A 23678-nucleotide genomic window follows, 5' to 3' on the forward strand; every position below is an offset into this window, starting at 1 on the left:
CCCCTGGATGGCCGGCTAGGGGAGGCGCGGGAACTTGGAGAAATTCGGCTTGCGCTTCTCCAGGAAAGCGTTGCGTCCCTCTTTGCCCTCCTCAGTCATATAGAAGAGCATGGTCGCATTGCCTGCCAGGTCCTGCAGACCAGCCAGGCCGTCGGTATCGGCGTTGAAAGCTGCCTTGAGGAAGCGCAGCGCTGTGGGACTCTTCTCCAGCAGCTCTTTGGCCCACTTAATGGTCTCCTCCTCCAGCTGTTCCAGCGGCACTACCTTATTGACCAGTCCCATCTCGTAGGCTTCCTGGGCCGTATACTGGCGGCACAGATACCAGATCTCGCGTGCCTTCTTATGGCCGACGATCCGCGCCAGCATGGTCGCACCCCAACCGGCATCGAAGCTGCCCACGCGCGGCCCGGCCTGACCAAAGCGCGCATTGTCGGCGGCAATTGTCAGATCGCAGAGCACATGCAACACATGGCCGCCACCGATGGCGTAGCCGGCCACCATTGCAATGACGGGCTTAGGTAGATACTTGATTACTTTCTGGAGATCGAGGGCATTGAGGCGGGGTACGCCGCTCTGATCAACATAGCCACCCTCGCCGCGCACGCGCTGGTCGCCGCCGGAGCAGAAAGCCTTTGTGCCTGCACCCGTCAGGATTACCACCCCAATCTCGGGGTCCTCGCGGCAGCGGTTGAAGGCGTCGATCAATTCGCTCAGGGTTTCCGGGCGGAAAGCGTTATGCACTTCCGGGCGATTGATGGTGATCTTGCCGATACCCTCGGCCTTCTCGAAAATAATGTCCTGATAATCGCAGACCTTTTGCCAGTTGACAGGCATAGCTTGGTAGTATTCCCCTTTCTCAGTTGATCATAATTACTGCCCTGATGTGGCGTCAGGGCCCTGCCCGCGCAAGGGCACCAGATTGGCACAAAACGAGAGAACCAGCTCAGCGAAGCGCGCTGGTTGCTCCAGATGAACCGTGTGACCGGCGTCTGGCACGATAGCTAGGGTGGCTCTGGGTAGGAGGCGAGCCATCTCCTTGCCGATGGCGCAAAACTTCTCGTCCAGGGTCCCGCAGATCAGCAAGACCGGCAGCGATAGCTCCGGCAACCGTGCATGCAGCGGGGGTTGCACTCCCGTGCCTACGCCACGCAGGCTGCCAGCCAGACCCTGCGGACGATTAGTCAAGCGCTGGGCGCGCAGAGCAGCCCGGCGTGCCTCCGGCAACCGCTGGTGGCTGGCAAAGAGCGGCTGCTGCTCCCAGCGTGCGACAAAGGCAGCTATCCCTTCGCGCTCGATGCTGGCGGCCAGCTCCTCGTCCTGGCGCTGGCGAGCCGCGCGCTCCCGGGGATCGGCGATACCGGGGGAGGCGCTTTCCAGGATGAGGGCGCGGAAGAAGCCGGAGAAGGCACAGTAGAGCGCGATACGTCCACCCAGCGAGTAGCCGAGGAGAATGGCCTCGGCGGGGGCAATCCCGAGCTGCCGCAAGGCTGCCAGCAAATCGGCCTGGCAGTGCTCCATGCTGTAGCGCTCGGGAGCCGCGGGGGCCTCTGAGAGGCCGTGGCCATGCAGATCAAAAGCGATGACCCTGAGACCCGCGCTGGCAAACTCCTCAAGTAAAGAACCCCAGCTGAGAGCGCTGCCTGTGAAACCGTGTAGCAGGATCAACGTCGGCTGATCTCGCCGGTCCGTCGGGCAAGCCTGGAGCAGACTGAGCTGCAGCCCGTTGACCTGGAGAAGAAGACGCTCAACCTGTATCTTCATTATTATACTTCCTCGCTGGCCTCTCGGCACAATGCCTGATCCACCGCTCGCCAGAGCTGGCGATGAAGCTCTACATTGCTCACTCGCTCTGTGACAACCTCGATCACCTGGAGTCCGCCCTGACTCAGCCCTTCTCGGCAGGCGCTGCGGAACTCCTCCCAGGAGCTGATGCGGCGGAAGCGTCCTCTGTACATCTCTACGGCGGGAGCGAAGTTTAAGCCGGTGGGCGTTCCGAAAAGCTGCTCGAAGTGCTCCGGGTAGGCTGCCTGGGGGAGGAACGAGAAGATCCCGCCGCCATCGTTATTGATCAGAATGACCAGCAACGGCAACTGATGCAGATGGGCAGCTATCAGGCCGTTGAGATCGTGGAGAAAAGCCAGGTCGCCGATGACCAGCACCACGGGCGCCGGGTCAGCCAGGGCCTGCTGAGCAGCGCTAACCCCGAGGGCACTGGAGAGGACGCCATCGATCCCATTGGCGCCGCGGTTCCCCAGACAGCGAATGGGGCGTTCGCTCCAGAAGAAGGTATCCAGGTCACGAACGGGCATGCTATTGCCCACATAGAGCGTGCTGCCGTCGGGCAGCAGTTCGGCCAGCTCGCTAAAGACCCGGCCCTCGAACAGTTGACTAAATGTCTCCATTGTACGGCGCAGGGCCTGCTGCGTCAGCCGCTCAGCCTGCTGCCAGCGCTCCAGCCAAGGCTCATGATGCTCCTCAGCGTCACTAGTCTCAGCCAGAGCCTCGACCAACTGCTCGCAGACGGCCACTGGATCGGCATGGAGCATTTCGCCGGCGAGCTGCGTCGGCTCCTCCCAGCCGCCGGCGCCATCGACCACCAGCAGAGGCCGATCGCCATAGCGCTGCAGATAGAGCAAGAGCGGCTTAGAGGTAGGGATTGCGCCGAAGCGCAGCACCAGATCGGGGGCGGCACTGGCGACAAAGCGCTCGCTGCGCAGGAAAGCGTCGTAGCTACGCAGAACTAGACCAGTGGACTGACCACTGCTGCGTACCTGCGAGAGCGGATCAGCCAGCAATGGGTAACCGCAGCGCTCGGCTAGCCGTTGTAGTGCCGGAGCCAGACGCGGTTCGCTCTGCGGTCCGACGATGATCAGGCCGCGACGATACTGGCGCAGCAGGGCTGCCAGACGCGCCACCGTTGCCGTGGGCAGGCCGGCGCCTTCTGCCTCTGTGACCCGCACATAGGGAGCCTGCTCAGCCCGTCCCGCCCAGGCGAGCGGCTCACGCTCGGTGGCCGGAGGGAGCAGCTGCGGCTGTGGCTCGGGCGTCAGTGGCTCGCGGAAAGGCAGGTTGAGATGGACCGGGCCGGCAGGTCTGGCGCGCGCCAGGGCCACGGCGCGATTGGCCAGCGTGCGGATATAGCGCAGGGCTGTCGTTGTGGCCTCGGGCAGGGCCACGTCCATAAACCATTTCACATAGACGCCATAGAGGCGGTTCTGATCGATGGTCTGGGGGGCCCCGCAGTCGCGCAGCTCGTGAGGGCGATCAGCAGTCAGAACGACCAGTGGTACGCGCGTCAGCTTGGCCTCGATAATGGCCGGGAAAAAGTTTGCTGCCGCTGTGCCCGAGGTGCACAGCAAAGCCACGGGTGAGGCCAGCCGCTTGGCCATGCCGAGAGCAAAGAAGGCTGCCGCGCGCTCATCGAGGTGCATCCAGACGCGCAGGCCCTTTTCCTCTGCGCAGGCCAGCGCGAGCGGTGTTGAGCGCGAGCCAGGGCAGATTACCACATGGGCAATGCCTGCCCGCCGCAGCTCGGAGACAAAGGCCCCAACATAAGCGTAGAGTGGATTGGGTGGTGTCGATCTATCAGAAGCTGTTCTCGTCATCGTCTTCTTCCACTCCCAGCGCCCCTAGCATGGCGCGAAATTTCCAGCGAGTCTCAGCATACTCGCTGGCCGGATCAGAATCGGCTACAATCCCGCCGCCGGCGAAGAGCGTCGCCTCGTGGTCCCGAAGGAGGGCTGAGCGCAGGGCCACAGCGAAGGACCCGTTACCGGCGGCATCCACCCAACCAATAGGAGCCGCATACCAGCCGCGGTCAAGCTGCTCACCGGCGCGAATCGCTGCCAGAGCAGCGGCACGCGGAAAGCCGCCGACCGCTGGCGTGGGGTGTAGCTCTTCCAGTGCCTCCAATATGGACCGGCCAGGCTGCAATCTACCGGTAATGCGCGTCTCCAGATGCTGAATATTCTTCAGACGACGCAGGTGCGGCTCGGGATCGCTGTGAATCGCGGTGCACAGGCTGGCGAGGGCTTGCCGGAGCATCTCCACCACGATCTGATGTTCGCGTTGATTCTTGCTGCTGCACAGCAGCTCGCGGGCTCGCTGCTCATCCTCGTGGGGGGTGCGACCACGGGGTGCGGAACCAGCCAGGGCCATAGTCTCTAGTGCTCCTCCCTGAGCCTGCACAAGACGTTCGGGCGTCGCTCCCAGGAAGCAGCTTCCGGCGCGGCTGAATGCGAAGAGGTAGGCCTCCTGGTACCCCTCGCGTAGACGCCGGAGAGCTGGCTCTGGCTCAAAGCTCCTATCCTGGCGGAGCAGCCGGACTGCCCGGGCGAGCACCACCTTTTCGTAGGCGCCACGGCGGATCTGACGGACTGCCTGAGCAACCTGTTCCATCCAGACTGCTGGCGGCAACAACGACTCAAGGTGCAGAGAGGACGGCGTTGTGACAGCAGGCATGGCGGGAAGGACATCAGGGGGACTGCTCAGCGCCTGGGCCAGGGCTTCCAATTGCGCGACAATATCGTCTCCTAGCTGGAGCGGGTCCCTGTCTGCCGCGACCAGTACGTTGAGCGTTAAGGTGGGTCCAGAGGCCGCAAAGGTAAACAGGAAAGCGGGAAGCATCAGTAGCCCATCGGGGAATCCTTCCCAAAGCGCTGAGCGCGGCTGGTCTGGATCGAAAGCGAAGCCGCCGAACAGCAGGGGGGGCTTGGGATCTGTGGGAGCTGGCTTCGCCGCGACCAGGGCCTCTGAGGCCAGGCGTTGCCAGGCCCCAGCCAACTGGCGAAAGCGTTCCGGCCCCTGGGCCTCCAGCGTAGCTGCGCTGCCTAGACCAACCAGAATCCGTTGCCCTCCTGGCTCTTGCCAGTAGAAACGCTCTGTGAAGCCAAGGGATGGCCCGATGGCGAAGCAAAGCAGAGGATCAAACCCGGCTGAAGCTGCTGCGGTTGATTGCTCTGTCCCGTTAGCGTTCTCGACCGCCGGAAGCTGATGGGCTATGGAAAAAGACCAAAGGTGCCTGGCAAGCGTAAGAGGGCCGCTAACGCTCACAAGTGTGGGGCGCCTTGTGCGCAGAGCGCGCTCGCGGGCCTCCGTCAGCAGAGGAAGCAAGTGCTGTCGCTGCCAAGGGAAAAACGCAGGCTCTGACTCTGTACTCGTGCCCAGAGTGCTGCTAAAGGCGTTCCTCATCAATTCAGAATCATTCCTATCCAGCAGAAGTAGTGGCGTAGTCGCCCGCTTCATGACTTGGGAGCACAGGAGGCTGATCACGGCGCGAAGGCCGGAGCGACAAGCTAAAGGCCGCCCTGCTGAAGCGAGCGGCCCTCGATCTGAAAGCACTGCCTTGTAGTTATTATAGTGCGCGCTGGCTATCCTGACCAGGAGAGAACCCACGGCACGCCACGAGTTTCCCTGCGCTGAAGTGAGGCCGCTGGCTGGTGCTGACGGGAGCCAGACAGCATCAATGCTCTTGACGCCCTCCCTTTATCGGGCTACCCTTGAGCGCGAAGATGTGCGAGCAGCTACCTCAAGCCAGGCAGCTATCAAGGCCTCTGGCCGTCTGATGCGCACACATCAGACGGCCAAGGGCCTATATTGCTCAGGAATCCTCATCTGGTTGTTGCTCTCATAACCGTAGAGAGGCAGGTTTGGCCATGCTCAATGATTCTCACCGGGGCCAGCAGGCCCGACCTGACGTAGATGATGCCTATCTGTTGCCCCGTACAGCCAGCGAGCAGGATCGCCTGGAATTTCAGCACTATACCCTCTACCGCCTCCTGGGTACCCATTTCCTGGCTCCGGTCGAGCGTCCGCGCGTCATTCTGGATGTAGGGACGGGGACCGGGATCTGGGCTAAAGAGGCAGCACGGCGCTGGCGGGAGGCCGCTGTCCTGACGATTGACAGCAACCTGACCCTCTTGCGCAGGTTGCCGCCCAATTGCCAGGTGATGCGGGCCAGCCTGCTTGAAGGGCTACCGGTGGACGATGGCGTGAGTGACTATACCCACCAGCGTTTTCTGGCGGAGGCCATTCCTCTGGGAGCCTGGGACCAGGTGCTCAAAGAATTGAGGCGCGTGACGGCCATTGCCGGCTGGATCGAATTTGTCGAGCTGAGCGATCGCTGTCTGAATCCCGGTCCCCAAACCTTACTGGTGCAGCACTGGCTGCGCCGACTCTTCCTTTGCCAGGGCATTCGGCTCTCGCTGGTCCTGGAGCTGCCCGAACGCCTCATGAAGCTTGGTCTGATGCCACAGGTGCGAGAAATTGTAGTACCCCTCTGGGGGCCACACATCGGGAAACTCTGCTGCTGCGATGTGCTCCAGGCCCTGCGTCATCTGCTGCCGGTGCTTGTGGACCATCTTGGACTGACTTCCCAGGAAATAACGCAGGTCCTCAGCGAGCTGCCGACAGAATGGGAATGTTACAGAACAAGCTGGCTCTGCATGGCTATCTGGACGCAGGTGCTCTAAGTCTATCTGGCTCATCCAGCCCACGCAGCGCAGCTACTCCTGCTAAGGCAGGCGAGTCTCCTGCTGAGAGATACATCAGCTGACACGATATTCCGCCGCCCTGCGTGTTGGCTGTAGTATCGGGGCACAGCCGAGGAAACAGGCGAGCTGACTAACGGACGAGCTTGCAAGAGCAAAAGAAAGAGAGCAGCAGCAATGACCAGCACTGAAGCGTCTCTGGCAGTCTATGATGCTATCATCATCGGCGCCGGGCAGGGGGGCGGCCCCCTGGCCACGGCGCTGGCCCAGGCCGGGCGCAAGACGGCCCTGATCGAGCGTGAGCATGTTGGCGGTACCTGTATCAACACGGGCTGCACTCCCACCAAAACCATGATAGCCAGTGCGCGCGTCGCCTATCTGGTTCGTCGTGCCGCCAGCTATGGGGTGCGCCTTCCTGGAGGCGAGGCGCAGATAGAGATGAGGGGGGTGCGTCAACGCAAGCGGGACATTGTTGAGAGCTTCCGTCAGGGAAGCGAGCGTCGACTCAAAGGAGTGGAGGGTCTCGACCTGCTCAGGGGCGGCGCCCGCTTCGTCGCACCCAAGGAGCTAGAAGTGAGGCTAGCCGATGGTACGCTCCGCCATCTGGGCGCTGAAATCATTGTCATCGACGTCGGAGCCAGACCAGCCCGGCCAATGCTGGCGGGCTTAGAGACGGTGCCTGCCTTAGACTCGACCTCCATTATGGAGCTGGATAGCCTTCCGCCTCATCTCCTCATCATCGGTGGGGGCTATGTTGGCCTCGAATTTGGCCAGATGTTTCGTCGCTTTGGCAGCCATGTCACGCTTGTCCATCGTGGCAAGCGCCTGCTGGCGCACGAAGATGACGATGTAGCCGAGGCAGTAGCCCATATTCTGCGCGAAGATGGCATCGAGCTGCTGATGGAGAGCGTTCCTCAGCAGATAGAGCAGCTCCCTGATGGTCAGCTTCGCCTGAGCGTGACTACTCCCCAGGGCGAGCGCCGGGTCAGCGCCTCTCATCTCCTGCTGGCGACTGGGCGCCAACCCAATACCGACACCCTCAATCTGGAAGCCTGTGGCGTGCGCACCGACGAGCGCGGGCGCATCCTGGTCAACGAACACCTCGAAACTGACGTAGCAGGCATCTATGCCATCGGCGACGCCCGTGTTGGCCCTGCCTTTACCCACATCTCTTACGATGACTTCCGCATCCTGCGCACCAATCTGCTGGAAGGGGGCCGGGCGAGCACCCGCGACCGTCTGGTACCCTACACCATCTTCATTGATCCCCAGCTCGGGCGCGTTGGCCTGACAGAAGCCGAGGCACGAGCGGATGGACGGCGCATTCAGGTGGCCAGCATGCCGATGAGCGCAGTTGCGCGCGCGCTCGAAGTGGATGAGGCCCGTGGCTTCATGAAAGCTATCGTCGATGCCGACAACGGGCAGATTCTAGGGGCGGCTATTCTCGGTATAGAGGGCGGCGAAATCATGGCCATGCTAGAGATCGCCATGCTCGGCAAACTGCCCTACACGGTCCTACGCGACGCTATCTTTGCTCATCCTACTTTAGCCGAAGCTCTCAACAATCTCTTTAGCTCCTTGGCCGATGAAGCAGAGACTCAGTAATTGGTCCCCGCTGCCGGGTAGAGCAAGCTGCATGGCGAGCAAGGGACCACTATCTTCTGCTCGCCATGCGGGGGTCCGGTGCCGTCTGAGCGTTCTCAGAACTGGATGGGGCGGGCGGCGACAATGTCGTGCTGGGCGGCCCACATGTTCAGGTCACGACGCTGCAGGGCAGCGGCCATCAGCTCGGGAAAAAGCTCTGGCGTGCAAGAGAAAGTGGGGATGCCCAGGGCGGCCAGACGCCCGGCCAGTGCTGTGTGAAAAGCCGGTGTCCCCTGATCGCTCAGTGCCAGCAAACAGACGAACTGGACGCCGCTGTCTACCAGTGCCGCAGCGCGCCTGAGCATCTGCTCAGCGTCCCCTCCCTCGTAGAGATCCGTGATCAGTACCAGGACCGTCTCACGTGGGCGCGTGATAAGCTGCTGGCAATAGGCCAGGGCGCGGTTGATATCAGTGCCGCCACCGAGCTGAGCACCGAAAAGCAGGTCGACCGGATCTTGCAGGTGCTCACTGAGGTCGACCACTGCGGTATCGAAGACAATCATGCGTGTCGAAATGGCTCGCAGCGAGGCCAGGACTGCCCCGAAGATCGAAGCGTAGACGACTGAAGGGGCCATCGAACCGCTCTGATCAACACAAAGCACGATATCGCGCAGGGCAGCCTGCCGCTGTCGCCGTCGGTGCCCGATAAGACGCTCTGGAATGATTGTCCGCTGCTCTCGCTGGTAGTGTTTGAGATTAAGGCGAATAGTCCGGTCCCAGTCGATATCAAGGGGACGCGGACGCATGGTTCGACTGATGTGGAGCAGGCTGCCGCGCACCGCCTGCTCCAGACGATAGGCTAATTTACGTTCCAGTTCCTCAACTAGCTTGCGCACCACACTGCGCGCTGTCTCGCGCGTGCGCTCGGGCAGGGCGCTCTTGAGCGAGAGCAGAGTTGTCACGAGCTGCAGGTCGGCCTCAACCGAGGCTAATAGCTCTGGCTCTAGCAGCAATTGCTTTAAATTAAGTTTTTTGAGAGCATCCTGCTGGAGAATGCGCACCGCTGGAGTAGGAAAGTAGGTGCGAATGTCTCCCAGCCAACGCGGGATATAGGGGTTTGAAGGACCTAGCCCACCGGTGCGCTCGGCGTCATAGAGCATCTCCAGGGCGCGATCGATTCTCTCATCATCGCCACCGAAAGATGACTGCCTCTCTGACGACTCGCCGGCCCCTAATCCGAGCGCGGCTGCTGCCTGACGGCCAAGAATGAGGCGCCAGCGACGCAGGCGCTCCTGCTCCTCAATCGGCATGCAGAGGTACCTCCAGTAAACGGCTCAGGATAGGCAGAACGAGGCGTGCACGCTTCTCATCGAGTCCGACAGTATCGCAGCTGCCCTCTTCTGGGCGAGGACGGTACAGATAGCGAACCTTCTCACCCATAGCCTGCCGCTCGGCGTCGGTAAAGCCTTGAAAGGCCCGTCTCAGTAGAGGCAAAAGCAGCATAAACTGCTCAGTGATCAAATGCTGTAACCACTGGTCAAGCACGTACCACAGCTCATCCAGTGCAAGCAAGCGCTGGCCTCGGCCACTGAGCAGGCCCTCCAGCCAGAGGGCGGCCTCCTCGATTGGCACGGCGGGAGACAATTGGCGGCGGGCCAGTTTGGACAGGGTCGCGGTCTCCATCTTCTGCCGATCCAGGAGGAGCCGGCAGAAGTATCCGCGCAGGAGGGGGTGGGGTCGCTCTTCCTCGCTCAAGCGTTCCAACAGAGCGCACCACTCCTTGTGTAAATCCTCGTCGGCAAGTGTGAGGATGCTGCTGTCCATATGTTGGATACTGGTCAGGAGCGTCCGAGCTGCCTCCTCATCGAGAGAGAGGCAGGCGCTCGGCAAGCTGATCAGTGTGCGGGCGAAGAAAGCCTCAACAACGGTGCGCACCTGCTGTGTATCACTTCCGCGCACATCACCATAGCGGGCGACGCGCGCCAGCGCTGGCATGGCATCCATGAGATGGCGCACATCGCTGGCCAGGGCGGCGCTGGCATGAACGCGTTCCAGCAGCCGCTCAAGGGCCGCCGGCAACTCGGCCTGTAGGACCTGATCCAGTAGCTCCGTGAGCTGCGCCGGTTGCTCGTAGTGCTCTGCCGCGTCGAGGGCAAAGCCTGTAGCAGCGCTTTCCAACGTATTGCCCCAAACGTTGGCTTCGATGATGAGCAGAGCAAACTCATGCTGCCATTGCAGTTTCCAACGCTCATGGAAGGTACCGCGCTTGCTGGCGGCGATGGCCTGTGGCTCGCCCCAGGGAATGCCCAGCAGACGCAGACGATGGAGCAGACGACTGCGGGCGCGGTCAGTCTCGTTGCGCAGATCCAGCTCCAGCTCTTTGACCTCGGGAGAGGGCTTCAAACGCAGGCGTCGCTGTTGTTGCTCCAGGTCGCGCTGCAGAGGAACCGCAGGTGTTTCCGGAGGGACCTTCCCCATGCGCGAGCCGATGACCAGCCGCTGCTCAATCAGCCGCATAGGGACCGTTTCTCCGCGGCAGAGCACGCTTTGAATAGCCTCTTGCAGCTCTACCAGACCTGGAGCACTCGCATCGCGCAATGCCGCCAGGGCCTCTGCTAAGCGTACGGTCTCGATCACATTGGCCGTTGAAACGTCGAACCCCTCCTGACGCAGCAGCTCAGCGGCGCGTATCACCCAGCGTAGCCCGGCCTGCGCTGGAGCCGACCAGAGAAGCTCATACCAGCCGGGGGCGGTGATGCCCGCGCCGTAGCCGCTGGCGTAGGTCAGACGGTCATTGCTCCAGGGAATCCAGGTTGCCGCGACATTCACGCGCTTCAAGCTTTGCAGCAGGCCGCGGTCATCGGCTTCAGAAAAGGCATCGAGCTTCTCCAGGGCTGGCAAGTGCCAGGCCCCGCAGATGACAGCAATGCGCTGGAAGCCTTCCGACCTGGCCCGGCGTAGCATCTGACGCATATGAGCCTCACGCCAGGCATCCTCCTCATTGCGTGGCGGGCGGCTATCGCGTAGCGCACGCATTGCCTCACGGATACCATCGAATAATCCTTGCGCGTTTTGCCGTTGCTCGATCTGCTGTTCCCACCACAGTTCATGATCGGGGTAGCCGGCAGCGAAGGAGAGCAGGCTCAGCGGATCGTTAGCGATCTCCACCGTCGGCTCCTGCTCCTCCTCGTTAGGGACGCAAGGGGACAAGGAGGTTTCTTCCTCACGCTCTGCCTCCTGAGCTTGGCTGCCGAAGCGTAGGGCCAATGGCAAATCAATGAAACGGGCTGCGATGCCTTCCTGGAGGGCATAGCGTAGCGCCTGCCACTCGGGCGAGAAGGCTGACAGTGGGTAGTAGCGGGCCTGGCGCGGCTGGTCAGGCCGATAGATGAGCAAAGCTACTGGCGGCAGCATGTGTGGATGGTTGAGCAGCGGTATAATCTCCTGAGCGTCAGCAGGGCCTTCGACCAGCACCAGGTCGGGGGCCAGCTCCTGGAGAGCTGTGCGCAGACTGCGCGCACAGCCAGGACCATGATGGCGGATGCCGAACAGATGGAAGCTCACTGCTCAAATCACCTCCCGGCAGGCGCGGTAGAGGTCTTGCCAGTCATGGCGCTCCTTCATCACCGTCTGCAAGTATTCCAGCCAGACAACGCGATCCTGTACCGGGTCCTTGACAATGGTGCCCGTCAGGCCAGCGGCCAGATCCCCAGCCCTAAGCGTCCCATCGCCATAATAAGCAGCCAAGGCCAGGCCGCTGTTAATGACCGAGATCGCCTCTGCGGTCGAGAGTGTGCCGCTAGGAACCTTGAGCTTCAGGCTGCCATCGAGCGTTTTCCCCTCGCGCAGCTCGCGAAAGATCATCACTACGCGCCGGATCTCCTCCAGCGCCGGTTTCTCGGCGGGCAACTCCAGGGCCCGGCCCAGGTCCGCCACGCGTCGCTCTACAATACGTACTTCTTCTTCCAGATTCGGGGGGAGCGGAAGCACCACTGTATTGAAGCGACGCATCAGGGCACTTGAAAGATCGTTGACGCCCTTATCGCGATTGTTGGCCGTGGCAATGACATTGAAGCCCTTGCGCGCCTGCACCTCCATATTCAGCTCGGGGATGGGGAGCGTCTTCTCCGAAAGGATAGTGATGAGCGTATCCTGTACCTCGCTGGAGATGCGCGTCAGCTCCTCGATACGGGCTAGCTTGCCTTCTCGCATAGCCGTCATCAGCGGGCTGGCCACTAACGCCGCCGGCGTCGGCCCCTCTACGAGCAGCCGGGCGTAGTTCCAGCCATAGCGCAGGGCGCTCTCGTCTGTGCCCGCCGTACCCTGGATGAGCAGGGTTGAGTCACCAGAGATGGCCGCTGCCAGGTGCTCGCTGACCCAGGACTTGGCCGTCCCAGGCAGACCGTAGAGCAGCAAGGCGCGGTCTGTCGCCAGGGTACTGATCGCGATCTCGATCAGACGTGCGTTGCCGATGTACTTGGGAGAGACCTCGAAGCCGTTCGCTAGACGTCCACCGAGCAGGTAGGTGCGCACGGCCCAGGGCGAGAGGCGCCAGTTAGGAGGGCGCTGGCGCCTGTCAACTCTGGTCAGCTCCTCCAGCTCCTTAGCAAACTGCTGTTCGGCATGCTGGCGCAGCAGGGCACTGACCTGCTGCGCCGCTGCTGCAGACTGGGTCTGAGCCTGCCCGTCAACTGAGGTCGTGGTGTCCTGCTCGCTGTGATGATGCTGTTCCTTCGCATCCTTTTTCATTATCTCTCCAGCTCCTTCAATAAATTGGAAAGAAAAGCTTTATCTTCTAGAAAAGCATTAAAAGATGGAATGATATTATTTCGAACGTAGTAACTCTGTGTTTTCTGTGGCAGTATTGGCTGGAGCACCTGCAGGGCGAAATCGAAACAGGCTTCAGGCAAGGCATTGCTGGCGATTTTCAGTCCTTTCTCCCACTGCTGCCACTCCTCTACAAGCTCCCAGGGTTCTACCTGCGATGACGCCTGTGTCGAGCGTTGTATCAGCTGTTGAAACCGGCCTTGTAGATACTCAATGAAGCTGCACCCAAAGGCGGCGCTCCACGGTCGGGGCAGTTTGGCCAGGAGCGCTAGCCAGCGCTTCGACCAAGGCTGCTCAGGAGAGGCCAGCGCATGCAACAGAAACTGCTCTGCTTCCGGCTGTTCTAAGCAGCTGAGTAGCTCCTCGGCCTCGGCGAGGGGCTGACGTTGGTCCGGGTCAAGCCACGAGAGGAGCGCACGCGCCCAAGAGGTTGCCCGATGAAGCAACGTCGCTTGTATGAGGCCCGCGAGCACCTGAGAGCGCCAGTCGCACTCAAGCAGGCGTATAATGCTGGCGGGCGAGAGCTGCAGCTGCTCCTCCCAAAAGCTGGGCGGGACCAGGCTGATCAATGCTTGCAGCCACATGGCGCGATTTTCCTGTGATGAACCCAACTGCTCGATGCCAAAGCGGCGCCATGCTGGTGAATACGCCGCTGGTAGAACAGCATGTACGACGCCACCGTCCTCTGACCGCTCCTCTCTTTGCAGTAGGCCCTGAGCCACCAGGAGCAGCTCGCGGTGACAGGCAGAGGAAGGCAAGCGTACCAGCAATGCGGCGGCCAGACGGCGCTCATGGTAGCTGCGCTGATCACGTACCTTTTCCAGGAAGACCTCATCGGCTTTCTCAAGGCCAATCTCAAATGTCCCCAATAAGGCCAGCCGCTGCTCTAGCCGCTCCTTCGGCCAGGCTTCTGCCAGCCATTGGCGAGCCAGGGGACGATTGTAGACGCGTAGCTGGCGCAGCAGGGCCAGCCGTTCAGGGGTACTACTTTCCTGCCAGAGCAAGCTCAGTTCTTGCTCGCTCAACTCGGTTGCAGGCAGACTGCTGATCAGCACCTTGTGCCAGGCAGGGTGGAAGCGGGCCAGCCAGCGTCCGCGTTCCCCTACCAGTGAGGCTAAAACGGGCCGTAGAGCGGCAACAGTCTGGCTGGACAGCCCTTCATTGGACAGCATTTCAAAGAGAGTGGGCAACAGGTCAAAAGGCAGCCGACGACCGTGTCGGGCTACTAGCTCCAGAGCCTGGACCTGTTGCTCTCTTCTAGACTGCTGCAGAGCACTCTGGATCAATGCCGCGGCTTGCCATGAGCATGAAGGCAGCTTCTCTGGAGGTGCAGCGGCCATTGTCACTCCCAAAGGCAAGGTACTGGCCCCCGCAACGGCATAGACAGCTTCCGACCCGGCCAGCAAGAGCAGCTTGCGTTCCAGAGACAAGGTCGCCGGCAGTTCGTCAACCAGTCGATCGAAAGGTGCGGAGGCGATATCTGGGGGAGGCTGCTCCTGACGTGTGCCGATCAAGGCATAATGGATCAGCGGCCTCAAGCGACTCATAGGCATCACTTAAGCTTTATCTCTAAATGGCGACGAATTACTTCTTGAATGAGAACAGCGATTGAAAGCCCCCGGTTGGGCTGATCATGGCCAGCGGAAACAGCTCTTCTCCGTTCCACTCGCCGATGAAAGTCACCGGATGGCCGCCCGCGAGGGCCAGGAGCTGCCAGTGTGGACCACGACTCAGCGGCAAAGCCTGCTCGTGGCGATCGCGTAGATACCAGTGCTGGCCCTTATCCAGGCAGATAGGCGTTGCCTCACTGAGCACGCACAAGAAGCGCTCAAGCCAGGGTTGGCGTGCCAGGGCTGCCGCCACGGTTGCCAGGAACTCGGCGAAGCTCGCGGCCCCCGGCGAGCTACCGAGCGGCATGGCAGGGCTAATGGCCTCTAGCAGCCGGGCGCGCTGCGGATAAGCGCTTGGCCAAAAGATCAGCTCGGCCTCCTGTTCGCTGCCAAGTGGGTAATGCTCTGTAAAGGTTGGGGGCCTACCTGCTGGCGCATATTGCAGGAGCAGGGCCTGGCGGCCTGTCTGTCGCCCAAGCAGCCAGGTGCGCTGCTGCCAGAGCTGATCTCTTTGCTCCACACGTTGACCGAGGAATAACCAGTAATCGCGGACGCGCTCCCCGCGGGAGAGCAGTTCCTCTGATTGCAGGGGGAGGCCCAACGCTTGCCTGACATCCTCTTGCAGCTCAGGCTCCAGACGCTCCATATAGCGAAAAGCCTCGCTTAACAAAGCGAGCTTACCGAGCTGACGCAACAGGGACTCTGGCCAGTTGTGATGGCTATACGGCATTGCGATCAAGGCGCGTAGGCGAGAAGCCAGGCCCGGAAGCTGGGCATCATCCAGAGCGGCAGCCTCCTGCTCCCACTGGTGCAGCGTCTCACCTTGCAAATCGGCCAGTCCATTGCGCAGCACATCGCTGAGCCAGAGATCAAAGCGCTCCAGGCCCCGCAACATACGTTGCTGGCGTCGCTGACTGCGCCGCTGACGCTCTGGCTCCCCCTCTGGCGTCATCGCTAACGCGGCTCCTTTATCCTCCTGAGCCGCTTGTGGCTGATCTCCTCCCTGCCTGTGCGCTGTACGGCGTTTGAGCCAGGTTTCTACCCACTCTGGGGGCGCGGCGACTGGCACAGTATCCGCGCTGGACATTGCCAGATAGAGTAGCCCGATGCTATGCTTACAAGGGATCTTGCGACTGGGGCAGGTACAGGAGGTCTTCAGCGAGAGCTTGTCGATGCAGACACGATAGAGAGCACTGCCTTGGCATTCTCCCCAGAAGGCCCGCTCATCCTGACCCAGAGTCTGCCAGTGTCTCTGGTTGGCCAGCTCCTGCCCCGCCTTCATCACTTGCCCGTCGGGAGCAAGACTGGCAAGAACTGCAGGCGTTAATGCTGTCTCCACTGTCTTATCTCTCTTCCCTCTTTCGTCTTCCTATGGGGGATATGCAGGAGATCATGCTCTGTAGGAGGGTTCTTTTCGTTCTGCGTCAACATGGAAACAGACCAATAAGTGGATGGTACGCCCGGCTTGCAGCAGAGCCTGACACTCTTGCTGGCTGGGTGTCGTGCCTCTTCTTAGAAGCAGAGAGAGTCAACCAGTAAAGCGATCGAACGAACTCAGCTGAGCATGTTTCTGAGCTTGGCAGGAGGATTGATCATGCAAGAGAGACGAAAGATACATCACGTACCCGTTAAGATGTACCGGAGTAACGAGCGTCTAGTGGTGGCGGCTCCCATGCCAGGCATGGAGCCGGAAGACATTCACATTGAGTTACAAGAAGACGGGCGCCTGATCCTGCACGGAGATATGCGTGCTCTGCTTAAAGACGTCAAAGAACTGCTGATCGATGAATGGAGCATCGGTGCCTACCATCGCGAGCTGCAGCTGGTGCAACCAGTCGATGGCGAGCGCGCTACCGTCACCTATGGAAACGGTGTCCTGGTCGTAGCCTTACCGCTGAGCGTCACCATGCGCCCGGCTCATCTCACACTCTCGGCTCATGGTCAGGCACGTGGCCTGCATCAGGGCGGGGCAGGCCATCCCTCCACCTGGGCCTGAACAACGCTGCCTCAGCGCAGGCGGCTCATGTCTCTCCTGGCCTTTCTTTTCCCCTGAGCGCTTCTGGCAGCGTTTGCCTTCGCTGCGGTAACATAGAGGAAGGTCATTATTGGCTGTCTGTAGTCACCTTCCCGGAGATGGCTGATGTGCGATCTCTCTGGCGATCGTGCACTGGCCTGGCTTCTGGAGAGTTACCGGCAAGTAGAGCTGCAAAGGACAAGGAGGAAGAAGCACCGTGGCTGCCGATTTCACCTCTTCCACGGGGGAGAACCGCTATTTCATCGATATCGAGCAAGGAGCGGAGACTGCCCGGCTGCTTGAGCAGGAGCGGCTCTTTAGCGAAGCGATGGGGGGCTTATTGCCCGAGCTAGATGATCTCAGTCAACTTCGGCATGTGCTCGACATTGCCTGTGGCCCTGGAGGCTGGGCCCTGGAGCTAGCGGCGCGCTACTCTCACCTGGAGGTGGTGGGGATCGATATCAACCCGATCATGATCGATTATGCCCTCGCTACTGCCCGTGTGCGTGAACTGCCCAATGTCACCTTCGAAGTGGCGGATGCTCGCCAGCGCCTTCCCTTTCATGATGCCTCTTTTGATCTGGTCAATGCCCGACTGATTATGGCCTTTATGGATCAGCGGACCTGGCCTGCCCTTCTTGCGGAATGCCGGCGCCTGCTCCGTCCCGGTGGCATCATCCGTCTCACCGAGATAGAAACGCCGGTGAGCAATAGCCCGGCGTATCAGCGCCTTTACAACTGCCTCAACCGTGCGCTGGCCCTCCAGAAACGGACCTTTTCCGTCGACGGCAGCTCCACGGGGATCGTCTACATGCTGGCGCGCCTCCTGCGTCAAGCTGGCTTTATCGACATCCAGCGCCGGGCCTTCTATTATGACGGTTCCTATGGTATGCCCATGCATGACAGTGGCTACAGAGACATGCAAGCCCTTTTTTGCCTGACCAAGCCCTTCTTGCTAGCCAGCGGTGTCATTGACGACGCCGAATTTGAGCAGGTCTATCGGCAAATGCTGCAGGAAATGGCGGCAGAAGACTACACTATCGTGGGCTTTGGACTAACGGCCTGGGCTATTAATCCTAATGAGCCAACGAGCCATTGAGCTTGTGCGCCATCCAACCGCCCGGCTGCTGCCGTAGGGGCATCTGATCATCGGATCGCTACCAGCCTTGTCTGGGGGCCTGGAGACGAGCGTGATCATGGCCCTAGACGGCACGCCTGACAACTTCCCCGGCCAGGCAGGAGACCTGGCCGGGGTGGCCAATGCCTCATTTAGGAATCGGCCTCTTGCTGGGCCTCAATAGCGCTGGCCATCTCTGGGTGGAGCTGCCAGCGACCATCTATCAGCACCTGCTGGTCCCAGGGAAAGATCACCAGCTCATCCGTCTGCAGCGCCACACACGTGGGCTGTGGCTGTGCCCAGCTATGGCTGACCAGGGCGGCGGTCACGACATGAATCGCTCCAAGCGCACGCGCCTGCTCCGCTACCAGCGCCAAAGTTTCCCCGCTATCGGCGATCTCATCAACAACAGCAAGACGCTTGCCGGCGACATCCGGGACCAGCGGTACGTGCCAGACCGGTGAAGGGAAACGCACTTCATCCTCAAGGCGTCGACTCACACGCACTGGATAAAGGTCAAGCCGCAGTGCGCAGGCTGCTAACGTGGCTGGAAAGAGGCCGGCGCGAGCAATACCAACAACAGCCTCGATCTGTTCTCTGGCTAGGCTCTCACACAGCTTGCGTCCTAATGAAGCGATCTCCTCCCAGGATAAAAAACGCACCCCGTGTCGATGGACATAATCGTAACTACGGATCATGAAATCCGATGACCTCCTTTTCTTCCCCGCTGGCTAGATAATCCGCAGTGCGCTGGTCCAAAGCTGACCTGCTCTCATGGACAGGGGGTAAACCATCAAGAGAAAAAACCTGCCAAGGCCCGCGAGCGAGCCGGCTGCAAGCTATGCGGGCCTTGGCAGGCTTGATCCTTTGGCTGGCCGGGGCAAAGCGGCGCAGGAGCAGTACAGAGGGGTCAGGTAGAATGCCTGCGACTCAAGAGCCGCCGAGGTAAGCCTGCCGCACCAGATCGTTCTGCAGCAGATTAGCGGCCGTATCGCTCAACACGATCTTCCCGGTCTGCAGTACATAGCCGCGGTCGGCCAGGCTCAAGGCCATCGAGGCGTTCTGCTCCACCAGAAAGATCGTGACGCCCTCCGAACGAATGCGCACGATCGTCTCAAAGACTGTCTCCACCAGAAGAGGAGAGAGGCCCATTGACGGCTCATCCATGCACATCATCCGTGGGCGCGACATCAGAGCACGGGCCATAGCCAGCATCTGCTGTTCGCCGCCTGAGAGAGTTCCCGCTATCTGCTTCAGGCGCTCCTTAATACGTGGAAAGATCTGACAGACGTGGTCGAGATCCTGCTCGATCTCAGCCTTGTTCGTACGGGTATAGGCGCCCATCTGCAAATTTTCCAATACTGTCATGCGCGGGAAAATGCGGCGCGCTTCAGGGACCAGAGCCAGGCCCAGGCGGACAATATCGCTGGCGGGCCGGTTATCGATACGCTGTCCGTCGAAGGTGATCCTTCCCCGACGTGGGCGGACCAGGCCGAAGATCGTCTTCATCGTAGTCGTCTTGCCGGCAGCATTGGCCCCCAGCAAGCAGACGATTTCGCCACGGCGCACCTCCAGATTGATATCGTGGAGCACCTGGATGGGACCGTAGAACGTATCGACGTGCTCTAATTGTAGCATCACCTCGTTCATCGATCCCCTCCCACATAAGAGGCAGTTTGGTAATCAACGAACAGCAGCATAGCCCTTGGCACAATCAGCGTCTCACTCATGGTGATGATTTGCCTCCCCCTCCGGCTGGGGCCGAAGTGCCACCTGCCATGTCTGGCGATCGGCGGTAGCCGCCTTGCCGAGATAGGCCGTAATCACCCGCTCATCGCGGCGGATCTCATCGGGCAGCCCCTCAGCAATCTTGCGTCCGTAGTCGAGCACGGCAATGCGGTCGGAAATGCCCATTGTCACCATCAGCTTATGCTCGATCAGCAAGATGGTCAGATGCAGCTCGTCGCGTAGACGGCGGATATAATGCACGGCTTCCATTGTCTCTGCCTCATTCATGCCCGCGGTCGGCTCATCGAGTAGTAACAGTTTAGGTTCCGAGGCCAGAGCGCGGGCGATCTCCACGCGGCGGCGATCGGCGTAGGAGAGATTAATCACATACTCGTCCTGGCGATCGACCAAATGCTGACCGAAGAAACTGAGCAGCTCAAGCGCGCGTCGGCGAGCCTCCTCCTCCTCCTGTTTGACCCAGGGGGGGCGGAAGACCGCGTCCAGGATTGAAGCTTTCAGGCGCAGATGCTCGCCCACCAGCACATTTTCTAGCACCGTCATATTATTGAACAGGCGGATGTTCTGAAATGTGCGCGCGATGCCGCGCTGCACTACCTGGTGGGGGGAGGCCTTCTTCAGGGGCTGGCCCTCAAAGAGGATCTCACCCGAAGTGGCCAGATAGATACCGGTAATCAGGTTGAAAACCGTTGTTTTGCCCGCGCCATTCGGTCCGATAATACTCACAATTTCCTGCGGGTAGATGGCCAAGTCCACGTCTTGGACTGCAGCGAGGCCGCCGAAGTGCTTGGTCACCTTCTTCAGCTCTAGCAAAGGTTGGCGCGTGGACTGAGGGGCCTGCTCGTGCTCAGCGGTCATGATTGCAGCCTCCAGCTAGGAACAACCTCGATATTCGGTAGCATGGGTCTTCGCTCGCTCTGTTGCACTTCGTCACACATGCTCGCAGCTCTTTACTCGACGCGCATCTCTGACTCGAAGCCTGGGGCCCCAGGTGGAGTATCTAGCGAAGTAATCTCTGCCCCTTCGGCCTCAGTGTGGTGCAGCTCATGACGTCGGCGCGTACTGGGGATCAGTCCCTCTGGCCGGAAGATCATGAGCACCACCAGGATGATCCCGAAAATCAGGTTACGGATATTGCTAAACGAGAAATTGGGGATCACCTGCAGGATGTGCGTATAGATCGGGTAGATGATACTGCTAGGATCGTTCCCCAGGGCGTCGAGCTGGGGCAAGACCAGGACGTTGACTGCATAGACAGCCAGGGCACCCACTACCACGCCGGGGATACTTCCCAGGCCGCCGAGGACCACCATTGCCAGATAGATTACCGAGTCGCTGAAGCTGAAGTTGCCGGATGTTACCGTACTGAGCTTCGCTGCATAGTAAGCGCCGGCGATTCCGGAGAAGAAGGCACCTGCCGCGAAGGCGAGGAGCTTTGTCCGCGTCAAATTGATGCCCGAGGCGGCAGCGGCGATCTCATCCTCTCGCATCGCTATCCAGGCACGTCCAATGCGCGAATCGCGCAGGCGCAGATTCGCCAGCAACACGATGGCGATCAGCACCAGGATCAAGTAGTAGTACGGCTCCGAAGTCGAGACATTCCAGTGTACCCCAAAGAAGGCCGGAGAGTAGATACCCGTCAGGCCGTTGGTGCCATTGGTGTACTTATCCAGGTTCTGGACCACAATGGGGATGATCTCGCCGAAGCCGAGCGTCACGATTGCCAGGTAGTCGCCGCGCAGGCGTAAGGTGGGAGCGCCCAGCAAGACGCCCCAGAGAGCTGCAATCAGGGCGGCAACAATCAGCATTGGCCAGAAGAGCCAGGGCCAGATATCGGGATTGATGTGAATGCCCGTCAGGACTGTCAACTGGGGTGAGCCAACCATTGCCCAGGTGTAGGCCCCGATCACAAAGAAGGCTACATAGCCCAGGTCCAGCAGGCCAGCGAAGCCCACGACGATGTTCAATCCCAGAGCCAGAATCACATAGTAGCCGGCGTTACCGTAGTTGTCCAGACGAGAGTCTGTGCCCGGGCCGAAGAGGAACGGGTCGATCATGGGGTAGAAGACGAGCAGGGCGAGAAGCAACAGGAGGTAGAAATTGCGGGCGCCCGTGCTGCGCAGAGGGAGATCATTGGGGACCAGGTCGCGCGCCTCCTCGCGAGCGCGGGTTGCTGAGAGCAGGCGCAGTCGGCGTGTACTGACTGGCGCACCGGCACGATCGCCGTTGCTGCCGTTGCCATTAGCCGGCACGGCGTGGCGGATCGCCACCAGGCCGCCCAGACTTCCTAACAGCCAGCCAGCGACAGGCAGCAACACGCTGCGCAGCAGGATCCAAACCAGGAACACCAGTGAAGCCTGGCCGTACTGGCCGGTAAAGTAGAAGAGCAGGTCGGCCAATAACCAGATCAAGGAGAAGGAAAGTGCGAACCAGAAACTGCCGAGGCGTGCGCGTGTCAGCAAGGTCGCGCGCATCTCTGCATCAAGCACTTTCAGGCTTGGTAGAGGAGGAAGGGGAGCAGGGGGACGGAAACGTCGAACGAGACGGCGCCCATAATAGTAAAAGGCCCAGACCACTACTGAGGCGGCCAGGCCCACAAAGAGGTTAGCGGTGATGTAGATCAAAAGGATCGGCACCACCGTGAAGAAGAACATTGAGATCCACAGATCCAGCAGACTCTGACGACCACTGTCGGCTGCCACCAGATAGCCTGTCAGCCCCATGATGATGCCGTAAAAGAGCAGCATAAAGAGGCCGGCGGCAATCGCCGCAATTGAGAAGCTACTGGGGAGGAAGATTGCCAGCAGGGCTGCATTCAGAATCGCCTCACCACTCCAGACGAGCGTAAAGACGAGGACCGGCACCAAAAAAGCGATGACCCATTTCAGAAGCAGCCGGCGGGTCTCACCTGTCTGTGGCAGGATTTGGGAAGGGACCAACATAGCCATCGTGTTGTACCTCTTATAGCAACGTGCGCGTGCTCACGCTTCGCAGCTAGACCTTCTCTGCCAGTTGCTGCCCGAGGAGGCCTGTAGGACGGAAGACTAGAATCAAAATCAGGATAGCGAAGACCACCGCATCCTGCCAGGCAACACCACCGTGCGGTAGGCCGAAAGGAAGATCGCGATCGGGGATATAGGTCACCAGGGCGCGGATCAGACCAATCACCAGACCGCCGAGCATAGCACCAACCAGATTGCCAATTCCTCCTAACACTGCGGCAGTAAAGGCAAACAACCCCAGCTCAAAGCCAATGTTGAAGACAGTATTGTTAGTCGAGAGCAGGAAGACAAAGCCTCCGGCTCCAGCAATACCAGCGCCGATCAGGAAGGTGATCGCAATCACGCGGTCTACATTGACTCCCATAAGGGCTGCGGCCTCACGATCTTGTGCCACAGCGCGCATGGCGCGCCCGATGCGGGTGCTAGTGACCAACCACTGCAGGCCCACCATCAGCACCAGGGCCACGACCAGCACAATGATATCAGTATTTGTGATGTCGACCGAGCCGATACTATAGTGGACCAGGGGGACCAGGTATGGCGCCGCAACAGGATTAGGGCCAATGATGGCCTTCGCAATATCCTCTAGTGCCAGCGAGACGCCAATGGCCGAGATCAGGGGGGCCAGGCGAGGGGCATTGCGCAGCGGACGATAGGCTATACGCTCAATGAGCACACCGAGCAGTGCACAGATGACGATAGATGCCAGGCAGGTCACAATCAGCATGACGAGCATGCCGCCCAGTGACATCTTGGAAACATCGGTCAGGTGAAAGACGTTCGTCACCATAAACAGGCTTACCAGTGTGCCCATCATGAAGATATCGCCGTGGGCGAAGTTGATCAGCTCGATGATCCCGTAGACCATAGTATAGCCCAGGGCGACCAGGGAATAGATCGACCCGATGACAAGCCCTTCGACGATCAATTGCAAAAACAGGGTCATAGAACCTGCACCTCACCTTTTGCCAGTTTATGATACCAGCATCTGACGGGTAGGGGCAAGGCAGGCGAAAGCAACGGTCAATACTTGGGGCTGATGGACTGATGGGCTAACGAACTGCCTGACTGACTGGCTTTCTCCTGCCTTATCCAGAAAGGTCGGCTGAAGTGGGCGATGAGGGCTACAGAAACAGCAACCACTGCAAGAGCAACAGGAGTCGCAGGGACACCAGCCTGGGGAGAATCTTCAGCCAACCGAGGACTGCAACAGCTACAGCAAGTAGGAGTCTGAAAGGCAGGCCAGTGAGAATCAGAGCCGGCTAGACGGTGCAAGCCTGACTGGCCTGC

Annotated in this window: 18 protein-coding genes and 1 pseudogene; 4 read left to right on the forward strand and 15 right to left on the reverse strand. The window is 60.2% G+C overall.

Annotated elements, in window-relative coordinates; genetic code table 11:
- Positions 1-15: 15 nt before the first annotated feature.
- The 4 genes from menB to KTAU_RS19445 are packed head-to-tail and all read right to left on the reverse strand — an operon-like array spanning position 16 to position 5052.
- Positions 16-834: a 1,4-dihydroxy-2-naphthoyl-CoA synthase gene (menB, locus tag KTAU_RS19430; RefSeq protein WP_151729929.1), complete on the reverse strand. Its 819-nt coding sequence runs from the start codon at positions 832-834 to the stop codon at positions 16-18.
- Positions 835-870: 36 nt separating this feature from the next.
- A complete protein-coding gene (gene menH, locus KTAU_RS19435; RefSeq protein ID WP_151729930.1) occupies positions 871-1761 on the reverse strand; it encodes a 2-succinyl-6-hydroxy-2,4-cyclohexadiene-1-carboxylate synthase in 891 nt (296 codons plus the stop codon).
- A 2-nt stretch (positions 1762-1763) separates the two neighbouring features.
- Positions 1764-3605 (reverse strand): 2-succinyl-5-enolpyruvyl-6-hydroxy-3-cyclohexene-1-carboxylic-acid synthase, encoded by a 1842-nt coding sequence (gene menD, locus KTAU_RS19440; RefSeq protein ID WP_151729931.1) that lies wholly within the window; start codon positions 3603-3605, stop codon positions 1764-1766.
- Positions 3586-5052, reverse strand: a complete 1467-nt coding sequence (locus tag KTAU_RS19445) for an isochorismate synthase (RefSeq protein ID WP_170293442.1) — start codon at positions 5050-5052, stop codon at positions 3586-3588. Before KTAU_RS19445 ends, menD begins: the two co-directional genes overlap by 20 nt.
- Positions 5053-5654: 602 nt before the next feature.
- Here KTAU_RS19445 and KTAU_RS19450 point away from each other — a divergent pair.
- Positions 5655-6470 (forward strand): class I SAM-dependent methyltransferase, encoded by an 816-nt coding sequence (locus tag KTAU_RS19450; protein WP_151729933.1) that lies wholly within the window; start codon positions 5655-5657, stop codon positions 6468-6470.
- Positions 6471-6665: 195 nt separating this feature from the next.
- Positions 6666-8093, forward strand: a complete 1428-nt coding sequence (locus KTAU_RS19455; protein ID WP_151729934.1) for a mercuric reductase — start codon at positions 6666-6668, stop codon at positions 8091-8093.
- Between the two features lie 95 nt (positions 8094-8188).
- Here the strand turns inward: KTAU_RS19455 and KTAU_RS19460 are convergent, their stop codons facing one another.
- Genes KTAU_RS19460 through KTAU_RS19480 form a run of 5 tightly spaced genes read right to left on the reverse strand, consistent with a single transcriptional unit; the run spans position 8189 to position 15848 of the window.
- Positions 8189-9382 carry a VWA domain-containing protein gene (locus tag KTAU_RS19460; RefSeq protein ID WP_151729935.1) on the reverse strand — a complete coding sequence of 398 codons (1194 nt, stop codon included), beginning with the start codon at positions 9380-9382 and terminating at the stop codon, positions 8189-8191.
- Entirely contained in the window at positions 9372-11636 is a 2265-nt protein-coding gene (locus KTAU_RS19465; RefSeq protein ID WP_151729936.1) for a DUF5682 family protein, read from the reverse strand. The genes KTAU_RS19460 and KTAU_RS19465 overlap by 11 nt, the downstream gene beginning before the upstream one ends.
- Positions 11637-11639: 3 nt before the next feature.
- A complete protein-coding gene (locus tag KTAU_RS19470) occupies positions 11640-12821 on the reverse strand; it encodes an ATP-binding protein (protein WP_151729937.1) in 1182 nt (393 codons plus the stop codon).
- Positions 12821-14446, reverse strand: coding sequence for a DUF5691 domain-containing protein (locus tag KTAU_RS19475; RefSeq protein WP_151729938.1), 1626 nt, complete (start codon positions 14444-14446; stop codon positions 12821-12823). The genes KTAU_RS19470 and KTAU_RS19475 overlap by 1 nt, the downstream gene beginning before the upstream one ends.
- Before the next feature lie 37 nt (positions 14447-14483).
- Complete coding sequence (locus KTAU_RS19480; protein WP_151729939.1) at positions 14484-15848, reverse strand: SWIM zinc finger family protein; 1365 nt, start codon at positions 15846-15848, stop codon at positions 14484-14486.
- 255 nt (positions 15849-16103) lie between these two features.
- Between KTAU_RS19480 and KTAU_RS19485 the strand changes: the two genes are divergently transcribed.
- Positions 16104-16505 (forward strand): Hsp20/alpha crystallin family protein, encoded by a 402-nt coding sequence (locus KTAU_RS19485; RefSeq protein WP_170293443.1) that lies wholly within the window; start codon positions 16104-16106, stop codon positions 16503-16505.
- Positions 16506-16740: 235 nt separating this feature from the next.
- Positions 16741-17622 carry a class I SAM-dependent methyltransferase gene (locus tag KTAU_RS19490; protein WP_151729941.1) on the forward strand — a complete coding sequence of 294 codons (882 nt, stop codon included), beginning with the start codon at positions 16741-16743 and terminating at the stop codon, positions 17620-17622.
- Between the two features lie 170 nt (positions 17623-17792).
- Here KTAU_RS19490 and KTAU_RS19495 read toward each other — a convergent pair whose 3' ends face one another.
- The 6 genes and pseudogenes from KTAU_RS19495 to KTAU_RS19515 all read right to left on the reverse strand — a co-directional run bounded on the left by KTAU_RS19495 (position 17793) and on the right by KTAU_RS19515 (position 23334).
- Positions 17793-18338: a phosphoribosyltransferase gene (locus KTAU_RS19495; protein ID WP_151729942.1), complete on the reverse strand. Its 546-nt coding sequence runs from the start codon at positions 18336-18338 to the stop codon at positions 17793-17795.
- A 232-nt stretch (positions 18339-18570) separates the two neighbouring features.
- Entirely contained in the window at positions 18571-19290 is a 720-nt protein-coding gene (locus KTAU_RS19500; protein WP_170293444.1) for an ABC transporter ATP-binding protein, read from the reverse strand.
- Positions 19291-19362: 72 nt separating this feature from the next.
- Positions 19363-19656 (reverse strand): ABC transporter ATP-binding protein C-terminal domain-containing protein, encoded by a 294-nt coding sequence (locus tag KTAU_RS22500; protein ID WP_443098650.1) that lies wholly within the window; start codon positions 19654-19656, stop codon positions 19363-19365.
- 6 nt (positions 19657-19662) lie between these two features.
- Positions 19663-20244 (reverse strand): annotated as a pseudogene (locus KTAU_RS19505) (ABC transporter ATP-binding protein); the annotation flags it as partial.
- Positions 20245-20336: 92 nt separating this feature from the next.
- A complete protein-coding gene (locus KTAU_RS19510; protein WP_151729944.1) occupies positions 20337-22334 on the reverse strand; it encodes a branched-chain amino acid ABC transporter permease in 1998 nt (665 codons plus the stop codon).
- A gap of 46 nt (positions 22335-22380) precedes the next feature.
- Complete coding sequence (locus KTAU_RS19515; RefSeq protein ID WP_151729945.1) at positions 22381-23334, reverse strand: branched-chain amino acid ABC transporter permease; 954 nt, start codon at positions 23332-23334, stop codon at positions 22381-22383.
- Positions 23335-23678 lie beyond the last annotated feature (344 nt).

It is taken from the genome of Thermogemmatispora aurantia (assembly GCF_008974285.1).
In the GTDB taxonomy this organism is placed as follows: domain Bacteria; phylum Chloroflexota; class Ktedonobacteria; order Ktedonobacterales; family Ktedonobacteraceae; genus Thermogemmatispora; species Thermogemmatispora aurantia.

Coding starts and splice junctions, on each gene's coding strand:
- menB (WP_151729929.1), bottom strand. CDS start 834: ATGCCTGTCAACTGGCAAAAGGTCTGCGATTATCAGGACATTATTTTC.
- menH (WP_151729930.1), bottom strand. CDS start 1,761: ATGAAGATACAGGTTGAGCGTCTTCTTCTCCAGGTCAACGGGCTGCAG.
- menD (WP_151729931.1), bottom strand. CDS start 3,605: ATGACGAGAACAGCTTCTGATAGATCGACACCACCCAATCCACTCTAC.
- KTAU_RS19450 (WP_151729933.1), top strand. CDS start 5,655: ATGCTCAATGATTCTCACCGGGGCCAGCAGGCCCGACCTGACGTAGAT.
- KTAU_RS19455 (WP_151729934.1), top strand. CDS start 6,666: ATGACCAGCACTGAAGCGTCTCTGGCAGTCTATGATGCTATCATCATC.
- KTAU_RS19460 (WP_151729935.1), bottom strand. CDS start 9,382: ATGCCGATTGAGGAGCAGGAGCGCCTGCGTCGCTGGCGCCTCATTCTT.
- KTAU_RS19470 (WP_151729937.1), bottom strand. CDS start 12,821: ATGAAAAAGGATGCGAAGGAACAGCATCATCACAGCGAGCAGGACACC.
- KTAU_RS19475 (WP_151729938.1), bottom strand. CDS start 14,446: ATGAGTCGCTTGAGGCCGCTGATCCATTATGCCTTGATCGGCACACGT.
- KTAU_RS19485 (WP_170293443.1), top strand. CDS start 16,104: ATGCAAGAGAGACGAAAGATACATCACGTACCCGTTAAGATGTACCGG.
- KTAU_RS19495 (WP_151729942.1), bottom strand. CDS start 18,338: ATGATCCGTAGTTACGATTATGTCCATCGACACGGGGTGCGTTTTTTA.
- KTAU_RS19500 (WP_170293444.1), bottom strand. CDS start 19,290: ATGAACGAGGTGATGCTACAATTAGAGCACGTCGATACGTTCTACGGT.
- KTAU_RS22500 (WP_443098650.1), bottom strand. CDS start 19,656: ATGAATGAGGCAGAGACAATGGAAGCCGTGCATTATATCCGCCGTCTA.
- KTAU_RS19510 (WP_151729944.1), bottom strand. CDS start 22,334: ATGGCTATGTTGGTCCCTTCCCAAATCCTGCCACAGACAGGTGAGACC.
- KTAU_RS19515 (WP_151729945.1), bottom strand. CDS start 23,334: ATGACCCTGTTTTTGCAATTGATCGTCGAAGGGCTTGTCATCGGGTCG.